General features: G+C 43.4%; 13 protein-coding genes and 1 tRNA gene. 12 read left to right on the top strand and 2 right to left on the bottom strand.

The window, feature by feature from the left end; all coding sequences use genetic code 11:
• Positions 1–60: 60 nt before the first annotated feature.
• The 9 genes from rapZ to J2Z20_RS09620 all read left to right on the top strand — a co-directional run bounded on the left by rapZ (position 61) and on the right by J2Z20_RS09620 (position 8,116).
• Entirely contained in the window at positions 61–954 is an 894-nt protein-coding gene (gene rapZ, locus J2Z20_RS09660) for an RNase adapter RapZ (RefSeq protein WP_209848825.1), read from the top strand.
• A gap of 11 nt (positions 955–965) precedes the next feature.
• Complete coding sequence (locus tag J2Z20_RS09655; protein ID WP_209848821.1) at positions 966–1,952, top strand: gluconeogenesis factor YvcK family protein; 987 nt, start codon at positions 966–968, stop codon at positions 1,950–1,952.
• Between the two features lie 5 nt (positions 1,953–1,957).
• Positions 1,958–2,887, top strand: coding sequence for a DNA-binding protein WhiA (whiA, locus tag J2Z20_RS09650; RefSeq protein ID WP_209848818.1), 930 nt, complete (start codon positions 1,958–1,960; stop codon positions 2,885–2,887).
• A 110-nt stretch (positions 2,888–2,997) separates the two neighbouring features.
• Positions 2,998–3,267, top strand: a complete 270-nt coding sequence (locus J2Z20_RS09645; RefSeq protein WP_209848815.1) for an HPr family phosphocarrier protein — start codon at positions 2,998–3,000, stop codon at positions 3,265–3,267.
• A 160-nt stretch (positions 3,268–3,427) separates the two neighbouring features.
• The gene (locus J2Z20_RS09640; RefSeq protein WP_209848812.1) at positions 3,428–4,186 is read left to right on the top strand and encodes an SIMPL domain-containing protein; all 759 of its coding nucleotides are present in this window, start codon (positions 3,428–3,430) and stop codon (positions 4,184–4,186) included.
• Positions 4,187–4,404: 218 nt separating this feature from the next.
• Positions 4,405–5,379: an ABC transporter ATP-binding protein gene (locus tag J2Z20_RS09635; protein ID WP_280921752.1), complete on the top strand. Its 975-nt coding sequence runs from the start codon at positions 4,405–4,407 to the stop codon at positions 5,377–5,379.
• Positions 5,376–6,224 carry an ABC transporter permease gene (locus J2Z20_RS09630; protein WP_209848805.1) on the top strand — a complete coding sequence of 283 codons (849 nt, stop codon included), beginning with the start codon at positions 5,376–5,378 and terminating at the stop codon, positions 6,222–6,224. Before J2Z20_RS09635 ends, J2Z20_RS09630 begins: the two co-directional genes overlap by 4 nt.
• On the top strand, positions 6,224–7,027 hold the full coding sequence (locus J2Z20_RS09625) for an ABC transporter permease (protein ID WP_209848802.1): 804 nt from the start codon (positions 6,224–6,226) through the stop codon (positions 7,025–7,027). The genes J2Z20_RS09630 and J2Z20_RS09625 overlap by 1 nt, the downstream gene beginning before the upstream one ends.
• 45 nt (positions 7,028–7,072) lie before the next feature.
• A complete protein-coding gene (locus J2Z20_RS09620) occupies positions 7,073–8,116 on the top strand; it encodes an ABC transporter substrate-binding protein (RefSeq protein WP_209848799.1) in 1,044 nt (347 codons plus the stop codon).
• Positions 8,117–8,172: 56 nt separating this feature from the next.
• Here the strand turns inward: J2Z20_RS09620 and clpP are convergent, their stop codons facing one another.
• Both clpP and J2Z20_RS09610 read right to left on the bottom strand, forming a co-directional pair.
• Positions 8,173–8,769, bottom strand: a complete 597-nt coding sequence (clpP, locus tag J2Z20_RS09615; protein ID WP_209848796.1) for an ATP-dependent Clp endopeptidase proteolytic subunit ClpP — start codon at positions 8,767–8,769, stop codon at positions 8,173–8,175.
• A 152-nt stretch (positions 8,770–8,921) separates the two neighbouring features.
• Positions 8,922–8,996: transfer RNA gene (locus J2Z20_RS09610), tRNA-Arg, on the bottom strand.
• A 230-nt stretch (positions 8,997–9,226) separates the two neighbouring features.
• Here J2Z20_RS09610 and J2Z20_RS09605 point away from each other — a divergent pair.
• The 3 genes from J2Z20_RS09605 to J2Z20_RS09595 all read left to right on the top strand — a co-directional run bounded on the left by J2Z20_RS09605 (position 9,227) and on the right by J2Z20_RS09595 (position 12,720).
• On the top strand, positions 9,227–10,255 hold the full coding sequence (locus J2Z20_RS09605) for a sugar-binding transcriptional regulator (RefSeq protein WP_209848793.1): 1,029 nt from the start codon (positions 9,227–9,229) through the stop codon (positions 10,253–10,255).
• 91 nt (positions 10,256–10,346) lie between these two features.
• A complete protein-coding gene (gene gap, locus J2Z20_RS09600) occupies positions 10,347–11,351 on the top strand; it encodes a type I glyceraldehyde-3-phosphate dehydrogenase (RefSeq protein WP_209848790.1) in 1,005 nt (334 codons plus the stop codon).
• Between the two features lie 187 nt (positions 11,352–11,538).
• A complete protein-coding gene (locus J2Z20_RS09595; RefSeq protein ID WP_209848787.1) occupies positions 11,539–12,720 on the top strand; it encodes a phosphoglycerate kinase in 1,182 nt (393 codons plus the stop codon).
• Positions 12,721–12,789 lie beyond the last annotated feature (69 nt).

Below are 12,789 nucleotides of genomic sequence, written 5' to 3'. Positions count from 1 at the left end.
TTATCATCTGCAATTTTTCATATCATGTTATTTGTATGCAGTGCAGGGGAGGGAAGCTGTATGCAAGGAAATGAACAACATTCCTTAGCGACCTTGATCATTATTACAGGGATGTCGGGTGCTGGTAAGACGCTGGCAGTTCGCAGTCTAGAGGATCTTGGTTTTTTCTGTGTGGATAATTTACCGCCTGTGCTCATTCCGAAATTTGCGGAGCTCATTGAGCAGTCTAAAGGGAAGATCGCTAAGGTTGCGCTCGTTATCGATTTACGCGGCAGAGAATTTTTTACGGCTTTGTCCGAATCGCTTAATTATATTAAAGATCATTTCACTATTCATTGCGAGATCTTATTTTTGGATGCGACGGACTCTGTCCTTGTTCAGCGGTATAAGGAAAGCCGCCGCAGACATCCGCTCGCACCGAATGGTATGCCGCTTGACGGCATCAAACTGGAACGTAAAATGCTTGAAGAGTTGCAAAATTCGGCTACCCAAGTGCTGGATACGAGCAATATGAAGCCAGCGCAGCTGAAAGAGAAAATTATTTCAAGATTTTCTCATTTGGAAAGCGGCACATTATCCGTGAACGTAACGTCCTTCGGATTTAAGTACGGTGTACCTATTGATGCGGACCTCATCTTTGACGTCCGTTTTTTGCCTAATCCGCATTATGTGGAACAGCTTCGTCCGAAGACGGGGCAAGACAGCGACGTTTACGAATATGTGATGAAGTGGCCTGAGACGCAAACTTTTTTAACCAAATTATTAGATATGCTTCATTTTCTTATACCGCAGTATCGTAAGGAAGGCAAAAGCCAAGTGATTATTGGGATTGGCTGTACAGGCGGCAAACATCGCTCTGTAGCAATCGCAGAATATTTGGGTAAAATGCTAGGAGCAAGTGAAACGGAAACGGTTCGTGTAAGTCATAGAGACGCAGACCGCGACCGGAATTAAGAGGTGAAGTGATGAGTCGAGCTGACAAACAGAGAGAACGTCCTCGAATTGTCGTGATGGGCGGCGGAACAGGATTGTCTGTCATGCTGCGAGGGCTCAAGGATAAACCGCTCGATATCACGGCCATCGTAACAGTAGCTGATGATGGAGGAAGTTCAGGTATATTACGGAGCGAACTGCAGATGCCGCCTCCAGGCGATATCCGTAACGTGCTTACAGCACTTGCGGATGTAGAGCCTCTATTATCCGACATGCTCGCATATCGGTTTACCAGCGGCGCAGGTCTGGCAGGTCATAGTTTAGGCAACCTGATTTTGGCAGCTCTGACGGACATCAAAGGTGATTTTGTCACAGCGGTTAGAGAACTAAGCAGAGTGTTTGCGGTGCGCGGAAGAGTTCTTCCTGCTGCTGGGCAGGCTGTTGTACTGAGCGCCGAAATGGAAGATGGAACCATCGTTATTGGTGAATCTAAAATTCCTGAAGCTCGGGGTACAATAAAGAGAGTGTTCTTAGAGCCGGCTGAAGTCGAGCCTTTGCCTGAGGCTGTCGAAGCCATTAATCAAGCAGACGCGATTTTAATAGGTCCGGGAAGCTTGTACACGAGTATTCTTCCCAATTTGCTCGTTCCTAAACTGGCAGAGGCGGTTGTTGCCTCGAATTCCATTAAAATCTTTGTCTGCAATGTCATGACACAACCAGGAGAGACAGATAATTATACAGTGAGTGATCATTTGAAGGCTGTATATGACCATATCGGACATCACTTGTTTGATTATGTAATCGTAAATAACGGAGAAATTCCGCCGCAGGTACAGGATAAATACGCAGAAAAAGGCGCTAAGCCTGTAGAGCTCGATTGGGATGAAGTGACGTCACACGGTTACAAAGTCATTGCCGACACCCTTGTGCTTTTTAGAACTTACTTGCGGCATGACGCGGACAAACTTAGTGAGCATATTTTTCAGTTAGTTGATAGCTGGATTTCAAGAAAGAGGTGAGACCCTTGTCGTTTGCGGCACAGACTAAAAAAGAATTAACCCTTGTCGAGGCGGAGCCATGCTGCGAAAGAGCCGAGTTATCGGCGCTGATTCGTATGAATGGTTCGGTTCAACTTTCGAACAAAAAGGTTATTTTGGATATATCCACGGAAAATGCCGCGATTGCAAGGCGGATTTATTCTCTGATCAAAAAACATTTTCAGGTGCATACAGAGTTATTAGTACGTAAAAAGATGCGTCTGAAAAAAAACAACGTCTATATTGTACGGATTCCGGCTAGGGTCGAGGATATTCTGAAAGAGCTTCATATTGTTTCGGAAGGATTTGTCTTTACACCGGGGATTAATCCGGAGTTAACTCGGAAAAACTGTTGTAAACGCGCCTATTTAAGAGGTGCATTTATGGCAGGGGGGTCGGTTAACAATCCTGAAGGATCTTCCTACCATTTGGAGATTGCTTCGAGCTATGAAGAGCATTGCCGTGCGCTTGTGGACCTTGCCAATGAATTTCATTTGAACGCTCGCTGTATCGAGCGGAAGAAAGGATTCATCTTTTACATTAAAGAAGGCGAGAAAATTATTGAGCTGCTCAGCATTATCGGTGCTCATCAAGCGCTGTTTAAATTTGAAGATGTTCGTATTATGCGTGACATGCGTAACTCCGTTAACCGGATTGTGAATTGCGAGACAGCCAACTTAAACAAAACGATCGGTGCAGCGGTTAGACAAATTGATAACATTAAACTGCTGCAGAAAGAAGTCGGACTTGAGAATTTACCGGATAAACTGCGTGAAGTGGCAGAGGTACGGCTTGCACATCCTGACATGAATTTGAAGGAAGTTGGGGAACTGCTTAAGGGGACGGTTAGCAAATCGGGGGTTAATCATAGATTGCGTAAAATCGATGAACTTGCTGAGAAAATTCGAAATGGCTAAATGACTTCTAAATTTTTTTGTTAAAGTTTCCTTTTTGTGATATTGTATAATATTATAAATATAATAGTTAAAATTATGTATGTTTACTAAGTATAGGGGGTAATATTTCCATGACAAAGCACCCGGTAGTAGTTAAATTAAAAACGGGTCTCCATGCCAGACCAGCAGCATTATTCGTTCAAGAAGCGAATAAGTACTCGTCTGAAATATTCGTGGAAAAAGATGATAAAAAAGTGAATGCGAAAAGCATCATGGGAATTATGAGCCTCGCCATCAGCTCAGGAACCGAAATTATTGTAAGTGCTGAAGGTGCTGACGCCGAGCAGGCTGTAAACGCTTTAGTCAGCTTGGTGAGCAAAGAAGAATTAGAAAACCAATAAATAACACCATTTGAGCTAACATTATAACATGAAGAAAGTCCCAAATTCGGGGCTTTTTTTGCTTTTATTAGTGTTATTTGTTACTTTTATTTGGCGCCCGCAACCTTTTTATGGCAGTTGCGTTTAGTAGTTAAACGGATCTGAATGGGGGCTTGAAGTAATGAGAACATGGTTAAAACCTGTAAGCGCGCTGTTGATTACCGGAACATTATTGTTTGCTGGGGTAGGGGGAACGGCCTCATTTGGCGAGCAGGGTAAGGTGAATGCTGCAGCAGATGAAAGCCAACGGAATGTGATTAATGTTGTAGGTAAAGGGGAAATCTCGGTAAAACCAGATGTTGCTTATCTATCCATTGGTGTGGAAGCAAGTGCGACTGCAGCTGATGAAGCGCAGAAGAAAAATGCTGCTGTTATTCAGAAGATAAATACGCTTTTGAAGGGAACGTGGAAAATCGCTGACAAAGATATTAAAACAAGCCAATTTTATGTGCAGCCTAATTATACGTACAATGATAAAGAAGGACAGAAGGTAAAAGGCTATACAGCAATGCATATCCTGCAAGTGACTTTCCGTGATTTAGACAACGTTGGCAAATTGCTTGACGATGCATCTAAAGCAGGGGCTAACCGCATCGATAATATTCGCTTCGCAGTAGAAGATCCAGATCAATTTGAAACTCAGGTTATAGAAAAGGCAATGGCGAATGCCGACGTGAAAGCAGGTGCGATTGCCAAAGCTGCAAAACGTCAAGTTGGCATCGTGCTGAATGTAACACAAGGAAGTGTAGATACGCCGATCTTTATGGAACAATCATATGCAGTAGCTAAAGTAGCTGATACGGCAAGTATGCCAACGAACATTGAATCGGGTGAGATTAAAGTATCAACACAACTGAGCGTACAGTATGAGATGAAATAAAATGAGTTACAGAAAGCGGCCGAATGGCCGCTTTTTTGAATTCTAATCGTTTGGTTGTCGAAAATAATAGATAACTGTTGTATCTGCAGTAAAAAAAAGGTATAGTGTATTATGCAAAAAACGAAATATTGATGACACACGTTAAAGCCATACCAATGGATATGGCTTTTTTTTCTTAATACTTTCTTTGTTTCAAAAAGACAAGATATAAGGGGTTGATGCACATGATTGAGCTTGTCCAAATCGAGAAGCATTTTTCAGGACAAGTAGTCGTGCATCCGCTATCGCTTACCATTAAGGAAGGGGAATTCCTGACCTTGCTGGGTCCGAGCGGCTGCGGCAAGACGACGATTCTCCGCATGATTGCGGGATTTGAACAACCAACAGATGGAGATATATTTCTAGACGGACAGAAGGTAACGAATCTATCGCCTAATCGTCGCGATTTGAATCTAGTGTTCCAACATTATGCATTATTTCCGCATATGACTGTGGAAGAGAATATAGCATTTGGTCTGAAAATGAAAAAGACCCCTCCTTCTCAGCAGAAGGAACGCGTAGAAGAAGCTCTTAAGATGACGCAGCTTACGCAGCTTACCAAACGGTATCCTCATGAGCTGTCAGGCGGTCAGCAGCAAAGGGTAGCGATTGCGAGAGCGATTGCTAATAAGCCTAAGGTGCTGCTGCTGGACGAGCCTCTGGGTGCGCTTGATTTGCAGCTTCGTAAAAGTTTGCAAACAGAGCTAAAGCAACTGCAGCGCAGTCTTGGGATTACTTTTATTTACGTGACACATGATCAAGAGGAAGCGATGATGCTGTCAGACCGCATTGTCATCATGAACAATGGGCAGGTTGAGCAAATCGGCACTCCTCGTGAAATATATGAAACGCCTAGAACATTATTTGCCGCAACTTTTATAGGGGAGAACAATATCTTCTCTAGCGATGGGCGGCTGTTTGCTGTGCGTCCTGAGAATATAAGAGTCGTGCGTGAGATAAATAAAGCGAGCCGGAAAGGTACTGTACAAGATATTGTATATCTCGGCAATGTTCATAAATTGATCGTCCAGCTAGACGATGAGCCTATGAACGTTACCGCTGCGCTAGATTTCGCAGATGATCGTACTTGGCAAATTGGAGAGAAAGTCGGAGTGAGCTGGAACCCTCTGCATGAGGTGATGGTCGGTTCATGAAGAAGTTGCGACTAATCCATTTGCCGGTGATGATCTGGCTTATTTTGTTTCTCATTATTCCGATTCTTATTGTTATAGGGATCTCTTTTTTGCAAAGAGATGAGCTCGGTAATTTGGTATACTCCTTTAGTTTAGAGTCGTATGCAACTTTTTTTGATCCGCTGTATCTTGGTATATACATGGACACGATCTGGTTGTCAGTCGTAACGACGATCATTTGTCTATTATTGAGTTACCCGCTAGCCTACTATATTGCGAATGCTTCGCCCAAAATACAGACGTGGGGCATTATACTTGTCACAGTTCCTTTTTGGATTAACTTTCTCATTCGGACTTACGCTTGGGTTCTGCTGCTTAGAACACAAGGAACGGTGAACAATTTACTCATCGCATTAGGGTGGATTCATGAGCCGATCCAAATGCTATATACCAAAGGAGCTGTGTTGCTAGGAATGGTCTATACGTTCGTTCCTTTCATGGTGCTTCCTATTTATGTGGCAATTGAACAAATGGATAGACGGCTTCTTGATGCAGCAAGCGATCTGGGTGCTACGAAGTGGAGAGCATTCTTGCATATTACGCTGCCGCAGACGAAATCAGGCATCATGACGGGATGCGTACTTGTTTACGTATCGACGACAGGGATGTTCGTCGTTACCGATATATTAGGCGGCGCGAAATCGGCGATGCTGAGCAACATTATTCAAAGCCAATTTCTTGGATCACGCAACTGGCCGTTCGGAGCTGCGTTGTCCATCATTTTCGTAGTGACTTCGCTTGTGCTCATTTTCTTATTTAATAGAGCGATGCAATCAAGATATTTGGCCGCTAGGGAGGGGAAATGATGAAATCGAAAAATCACCCTCTGCTCGGGCTGCATTCGTTGCTTATGATGATTTTTATCTATTTGCCGATCGTCTTCATTGTTATTTATTCGTTTAACGATTCTCGGATTAATGCCAAGTGGAGCGGTTTTACTTGGAAGTGGTATTCATCGCTGTTCACCGACAGGCATGTTATGGAAGCGTTGATGAACAGCTTGACCATTGCCGTCGTATCGACAGTTGTGTCAACGATCCTCGGCACAGTAGCTGCATTGTCTATGCGCACAACAGGCTCGAAGATGCGGGCAGGAATGAACGGTCTTCTCTATTTACCGATCATCATACCCGATATTATTATGGGTCTATCGTTACTCGTACTTTTCACACAAATCCATATTCCGCTTGGGAAAATCACCGTAATGATCGCGCATATTACGTTCAGCTTGTCCTATGTTTATGTAATTGTTACAGCGAGATTGACCGGAATGGGCAAGCAGCTTGAGGAAGCGGCTCAAGATTTAGGTGCGAGCTCATGGCAGACCTTCAGGTATGTCACACTGCCGCAAATAACACCGGGCATTATTGCAGGTGCACTCATTGCCTTTACTTTGTCGCTAGATGATTTTATGGTCAGCTTCTTTGTAACGGGTCCAAGTTCTACGACATTGCCAATCTATATTTATGGGCAAGTGAAACGAGGCATTTCTCCGGAAATTAACGCCTTATGTACGATATTGATTGCTGTCAGTGTCATTTTAATTTTGTTAGCACAAATGTTTTTAAATAAAGGTCAAGGTCAGAAAAAAACGACGCTTCCGCTCTAATGAACGGTAATCGTCACGTTAAGAAAGAGAGGAGATAAGGAAGTAATGAAAAGAAAAGGACTTACAGGCCTGCTGTTTATGGTTGTATTCGCACTTCTCGTGCTGTCAGGATGTTCCTCGAGGCCAACGCTTAATATTTACAGTTGGGCAGACAATTTTGACGAGCAGGTACTGAAAGATTTCGAGAATAAATATAACGTCAAAATTAATTACGATGTTTATGCTAATAATGAAGATTTGCTTGCTAAGATTAAAGCAGGCGGTAGCGGTTATGACTTAATTCAGCCATCGGACTATATGGTTGAAACAATGATTAAACAAAATTTACTTGAGCCGCTTGATAAAAACAACATTCCGAACTTTGCGAACATCGCAGACACTTTTAAAAATCCGAGCTATGATCCAGGAAACAAATTTTCGATTGCGTATACGTCTGGTGTAACGGGAATTGCATATAACAAAAAATATGTGAAAGATAAGATTGACAGTTGGGATGATCTGTGGAACCCATCATACAAAGGTAAAGTGCTGCTTCTCGATGATAACCGCGAGGTCATCGGCATGGCGCTGAAGAAGCTTGGATATTCCAACAGCAGCACAGACGAAGGACAGATCAATCAGGCTGTAGGCGAGCTTAAGAAGCTCTTGCCAAGCGTTCTTGCATTTGATACTGATAATATTAAACAAAAAATGATCCAAGAAGAAGGCTGGATTGGTACCGTTTGGTCTGGAGATGCGGCTTATATTGCAGCAGAGAATCCAGATATTGAATATGTTGTTCCTAAAGAGGGCGCAACGATCTTCTCGGATAACTACGCCATTCCTAAAGGTGCAGCGAACAAAGAGCTTGCTGAGAAGTTTATTAATTACATGCTCGATCCGAAGGTCAGTGCGAAGAACTATGAATCCATCGGGTACAGTGATCCGAATACGAAAGCGATGGAATTCCACAGCGAGAAATATCGGAATAACCATATGATTAACTTAACCCAAGATGAATTAAGCCGTACTGAATGGCTTAGCGATGTTGGGAACACGCTTCAATTGTATGACCGTCTGTGGACCGAATTAAAGAGTGGGCGTGAATAAAATAAATAAAAGAACCGCTTAAACAGCATTCAGCTGTTCAAGCGGTTCTTATTTTCTTATACACCTTGAACGGGTGTTTTGTCGATGACTTTATCGATGAGTCCATAAGCTTGAGCTTCTTGTGCACTCATGAAATTGTCGCGGTCAGTATCTTTCTCAATTTGTTCAAATGATTGTCCCGTACGTTCAGCCATAATGCGGTTCAGCTTATCACGCAATTTCAAAATGCGGCGTGCGCGGATTTCGATATCTGTCGCTTGGCCTTCAGCTCCGCCAAGAGGTTGGTGAATCATAATTTCACTGTTTGGCAGCGCGTAACGTTTACCTTTAGCACCTGCATTCAGCAGAAATGCTCCCATGGATGCTGCCATACCTACACAGATGGTAGATACATCAGGTTTAATGAATTGCATCGTATCATAAATCGCCATACCAGCCGTAATCGACCCGCCAGGGCTGTTAATGTACAAATGAATATCTTTCTCTGGATCCTCTGCTTCTAAGAACAGCATTTGCGCAATGATGGAGTTCGCCACAACATCATTCACTTGAGAACCAAGGAAAATAATTCGGTCTTTCAGCAGTCTAGAATAAATGTCATAGGCGCGTTCGCCGCGATTGCTTTGTTCAACGACCATAGGGATATAACTCATAGTAAATACCCTCCTTTGAAATCTCATTACATTTTAACTGTTACCTTAATATCCACATCATAAACAATTTAAAACATAAAGTCAAAGAAAGTCAAACTTTTGATAAAAAAAAGAGTTGAAGCTGGCTTCACTCGTTTATGTATTAAGGAATATGGCGCGCCCGCGAGGAATCGAACCTCGATCTCAGGCTCCGGAGGCCTACGTCATATCCATTGGACCACGGGCGCACATTTTTAGGATAACAAAAAAGATTATAGGTTATCCTGCTTGAAATTGCAAGTGTTAACTTGAAAGGCGTAATGTATAAGAAAAAACAAAGCGGCAAATTATAGTGACGTTACCCTTGCAAGATACGCAAATTTTGGTTAAAATAATGGTGGGACTTAAAAAGTTATCGTGGGACGTTTTGAGTCCATGAGGATTGGAGAGAAAGACGGAGCCTGCAGGAGTGGAGAGTATGCGGAATATATTAGAAATAGAAAAGCAGCTTCTGCCTGATCTCATGGATATTCTCAAAAAAAGGTACACCATACTTCATCAGATCATGCTATCAGATGTGGTCGGCCGCAGGACATTGGCAGCTTCGCTAAACATGACAGAACGTGTGCTGCGGGCCGAAACTGATCTTTTAAAGGCTCAAGGACTGATCGAGATAGAGAACGTGGGCATGAGGATCAGTGAAGCTGGTAGCATACTGCTTGAGCAGCTTGAGCCTATTGTGAAGGATTTGTTTGGGCTGTCCAATTTGGAAGAGAAGATCCGTAAGGTCTATGGACTGCGAAAAGTAGTGGTTGTGCCTGGTGATAGTGAGTCGTCGCCGCTGGCAAAGCGTGAACTAGGCCGTGCAGGTGCCAAAGCACTGCTTAGTGTCATGAGCAATGATCGAATCGTTGCGGTAACAGGGGGATCCACCTTAGCTGAAGTAGCGGAACAGCTTACACCTCCATCGAATGTTTCTCTTAAGGGAAGCTGGTTCGTGCCTGCAAGGGGTGGACTTGGAGAAAGCTTGGAAATTCAAGCGAATACGATTGTATCCACAATGGCTAAGCACGTGGGAGCACAGTATCGGCTGCTGCATGTACCAGATCTGCTAAGCGAAGATGCTTATCAATCGCTCGTTCAAGATCCAAATATTTTAGAAATGATTAATATGATCCGCGGAGCTCAGATTATCATTCATGGTATTGGAGATGCTATGGAGATGGCGCGTCGCCGTAAGCTAGATTCAGAGACGGTTCGGGAACTTCAGGAAGAAGGCGCGTTATCGGAATCTTACGGCTATTACTTCAATGAACAGGGCGTTGTCGTTCATCGGATGTTGACGTTAGGGCTTCGTTTGGAAGATATTAAGAATGCTGAAGTTGTCATTGGAATTGCTGGGGGCAAAAGTAAAGCGAAAGCGATCCAATCTGTGCTTCGTTTTGGACATGAACATATTTTAGTGACTGATGAAGCTGCCGCGATAGACATCGTGAAGAATATTTAACCTTATTCGTTAATCAGGATGGTTCTGCTTCATAAGTGGAGCTGTCTTTGATCAAATAAATAAAAAATGTTTACTTGGGAGGAACCAAACTATGGTTAAAGTAGGTATTAACGGTTTTGGACGTATCGGACGTAATGTGTTCCGTGCAGCACTGAATAACAAAGAAGTTGAAATTGTAGCAATTAACGACTTGACTGACGTTAACACGCTTGCTCATCTTTTGAAATATGACACAACTCATGGTAAATTGGACGCGACTGTAGAAGCTAAAGAAGGCGCGCTAATCGTTAACGGCAGAGAAATCAAAGTGTTTGCTGAACGTAACCCTGAGAACCTTCCATGGGCTGCAAACGGCGTTGAAATCGTTGTTGAATCCACTGGTATTTTCACAGCGAAAGAAAAAGCTGAAGCTCACTTGAAAGGCGGAGCGAAAAAAGTTATTATCTCTGCTCCAGCAACAAACGAAGACATCACCATCGTTATGGGCGTTAATGAAGATAAATATGATCCAGCTAGCCACACAATCATTTCTAACGCATCTTGCACAACAAATTGCTTGGCTCCATTTGCCAAAGTGCTTGATGAAAACTTCGGTATCGTTAAAGGTATGATGACAACTGTTCACTCCTACACAAACGACCAACAAGTTCTTGACTTGCCGCACAAAGATCTTCGCCGTGCACGCGCAGCTGCTGAGAACATCATCCCTTCAACTACAGGTGCTGCAAAAGCAGTTAGCTTGGTTCTTCCACAATTGAAAGGCAAATTGAACGGTATGGCTATGCGCGTTCCTACACCAAACGTTTCTGTAACAGACTTGGTTGTTGAACTTTCCCAAAACGTAACTAAAGAAGAAGTTAACAGTGCGCTTAAAAAAGCTTCTGAAACAACTTTGAAAGGGATCTTGAACTACTCCGAAGAGCCGCTTGTATCTAGCGACTACAATGGTAACCCAGCTTCCTCTACAATCGATGCTTTGTCCACGATGGTAGTAGGCGACAACATGGTTAAAGTCGTTTCTTGGTACGATAATGAATGGGGTTATTCCAACCGCGTTGTGGACCTTGCTGCTTACATCGCTAGCAAAGGCCTATAATTGATTAAATAGCTGACTTAACATCAAAGAGGGGAGACCTATGTATAGGGCTCCTCTTTGGTGCTTGATATACGTCATGAATTACATAAGCGAATGCTTATGCTTACGATGCGATCTATCCTTCGGATAACTTAGTAAATGCTTTCGAAGTTAGTTATCCTTCGGATAACTTTTAGGAGGAAACCAAATGAACAAAAAAAGTATACGTGATGTAGAAGTTGCCGGTAAACGCGTGTTTGTCCGTGTGGACTTTAATGTCCCTCTAGAAGATGGTAAAATTACAGATGATACACGTATTCGTGCAACGTTGCCTACCATCAATTATTTGATAGAGAGAGGCGCAATTGTTATTTTGGCGAGCCATCTGGGCCGTCCAAAAGGACAAGTGGTGGAATCGATGCGTCTAACTCCGGTTGCGGCACGTTTGTCTGAACTGCTAGGCAAACCTGTAGCAAAAGTGGATGAAGCGATTGGAGAAGCTGTAAAAGCGCAAGTAGCGAAGCTGAACAAAGGTGATGTGCTGCTGCTTGAAAATGTTCGTTTCTATCCAGGTGAAGAGAAGAACGATCCTGAGCTCGCAAAAGCATTCGCTGAACTTGCGGACCTGTACGTCAATGACGCATTCGGCGCTGCTCACCGTGCTCATGCTTCGACAGAGGGTATTGCTCATCATTTGCCGGCAGTATCCGGTCTTCTTATGGAGAAGGAACTAGAAGTGCTTGGCAAAGCTCTCTCTAATCCAGAACGTCCATTCACAGCGATTATCGGCGGATCTAAAGTCAAAGATAAAATCGATGTGATCAACAATTTGCTTAACATTGCAGACAATATTTTGATCGGCGGCGGACTATCGTATACATTTTTAAAAGCTCAAGGCTATGAAATTGGTCAATCGCTGCTGGACAATGAGAAGCTTGATGTAGCTCTTGGCTTTATTCAAAAAGCAAAAGAGCTGGGCAAAAACTTCTACTTGCCTGTAGATATTGTCGTAGCAGATGATTTCAGCGCCAACGCCAATACGAAAATTGTTGATATCGACGGCATTCCTGCGGACTGGGAAGGCATCGATATCGGACCGAAGACTCGCGCTAAATACGCTGAAGTCATTAAAAACTCTAAATTGGTCGTATGGAATGGACCGATGGGCGTATTTGAAATTGAACCGTTCTCGCACGGTACACGTGAAGTTGCACAGGCATGTGCTGAGACGGAAGGATATACGATCATTGGCGGCGGTGATTCTGCAGCAGCAGCTGAGAAATTCCACCTTGCTGACAAAATGGATCATATCTCCACAGGAGGCGGAGCTTCACTTGAATTCATGGAAGGCAAAGCACTTCCAGGCGTTGTAGCCTTGAACGATAAATAACAACCAGATACGCACAAGATTTGCTCGAGCCGTGAAGTCTCCTTCTCGGTTCTGAGTCGATTTGGGATA

It is taken from the genome of Paenibacillus sediminis, from assembly GCF_017873765.1.
Taxonomy (GTDB): Bacteria; Bacillota; Bacilli; order Paenibacillales; family Paenibacillaceae; genus Paenibacillus_AG; species Paenibacillus_AG sediminis.
The sequence above is the reverse complement of the archived record's forward strand: the minus strand, read 5'-3'. Positions and strand labels throughout refer to the sequence as shown.

Coding starts and splice junctions, on each gene's coding strand:
- rapZ (WP_209848825.1), top strand. CDS start 61: ATGCAAGGAAATGAACAACATTCCTTAGCGACCTTGATCATTATTACA.
- J2Z20_RS09655 (WP_209848821.1), top strand. CDS start 966: ATGAGTCGAGCTGACAAACAGAGAGAACGTCCTCGAATTGTCGTGATG.
- J2Z20_RS09645 (WP_209848815.1), top strand. CDS start 2,998: ATGACAAAGCACCCGGTAGTAGTTAAATTAAAAACGGGTCTCCATGCC.
- J2Z20_RS09640 (WP_209848812.1), top strand. CDS start 3,428: ATGAGAACATGGTTAAAACCTGTAAGCGCGCTGTTGATTACCGGAACA.
- J2Z20_RS09635 (WP_280921752.1), top strand. CDS start 4,405: ATGCACATGATTGAGCTTGTCCAAATCGAGAAGCATTTTTCAGGACAA.
- J2Z20_RS09630 (WP_209848805.1), top strand. CDS start 5,376: ATGAAGAAGTTGCGACTAATCCATTTGCCGGTGATGATCTGGCTTATT.
- J2Z20_RS09625 (WP_209848802.1), top strand. CDS start 6,224: ATGAAATCGAAAAATCACCCTCTGCTCGGGCTGCATTCGTTGCTTATG.
- J2Z20_RS09620 (WP_209848799.1), top strand. CDS start 7,073: ATGAAAAGAAAAGGACTTACAGGCCTGCTGTTTATGGTTGTATTCGCA.
- clpP (WP_209848796.1), bottom strand. CDS start 8,769: ATGAGTTATATCCCTATGGTCGTTGAACAAAGCAATCGCGGCGAACGC.
- J2Z20_RS09605 (WP_209848793.1), top strand. CDS start 9,227: ATGCGGAATATATTAGAAATAGAAAAGCAGCTTCTGCCTGATCTCATG.
- gap (WP_209848790.1), top strand. CDS start 10,347: ATGGTTAAAGTAGGTATTAACGGTTTTGGACGTATCGGACGTAATGTG.
- J2Z20_RS09595 (WP_209848787.1), top strand. CDS start 11,539: ATGAACAAAAAAAGTATACGTGATGTAGAAGTTGCCGGTAAACGCGTG.